1 pseudogene is annotated in these 718 nt (G+C 55.3%); it reads left to right on the plus strand.

The window, feature by feature from the left end:
• Positions 1-713 (plus strand): annotated as a pseudogene (locus tag RY113_RS18435) (HNH endonuclease signature motif containing protein); the annotation flags it as partial.
• Between the last annotated feature and the right edge of the window lie 5 nt (positions 714-718).

The following is a 718-nucleotide window of genomic DNA, read 5'->3' on the forward strand; positions in this document are numbered from 1 at the left end:
TTATCGATGGTGTGGTGGATGGGATTTTTGAGGATCCGCAAGGAGAGTATTTGAGGCAGTTGGAGGCGGTGGCGCACTCGAAGGTGATCACGGATCCGCCCTTACCCAAAGCGCTGATCTTGTTGAAAGTTCCGGTGTTAGGGCTGTTGGGGATCACGGATGAACCCGCTGAACTAGCTGGCCCGTTGGCTGGGCCAGTTCCAGAGAACATTGCCCGGCTTCTCTTAGCGCAGTCCACCACGTTCTTGCGGGTCTTGACGGATCCGATCACCGGTGAAGCGTTGCCAGCACAGCCGCAACGCTACACGCTCAAGGAAGCAGAGAAACTAGTCCTGCAGGCCTTGGCTGGGCATTGCTATGTAGCGAATTGTCCCAACCCTGTCATTGATACCGATCTAGACCATCTGGAAGCGTTCGAGTTCGGGGGCCAGTCCAGCATGATGAATCTACGCCCTGCTTGTAAACGCCACCACACCATGAAGCACTTCAAAGACGATAAAAACCGGTACGGGCAGCGCCGATGCATCAACGAACCAGAACGCAACAACATCCGGCTGCGTGGCTGGACACCCCAACCCACCAGCGATGGACGCATCGGCTGGATCACCCCATCAGGGACCTACCAAGAACCACCAGAAGAAGACACCCCACGCCCCCGATACCCCAAATGGCTCAAGAAACTCATCACCAAACAACTCAAAAAACGCTCATAACCAAG

The organism is Arthrobacter sp. lap29, from assembly GCF_032458965.1.
Taxonomy (GTDB): domain Bacteria; phylum Actinomycetota; class Actinomycetes; order Actinomycetales; family Micrococcaceae; genus Specibacter; species Specibacter psychrochitiniphilus.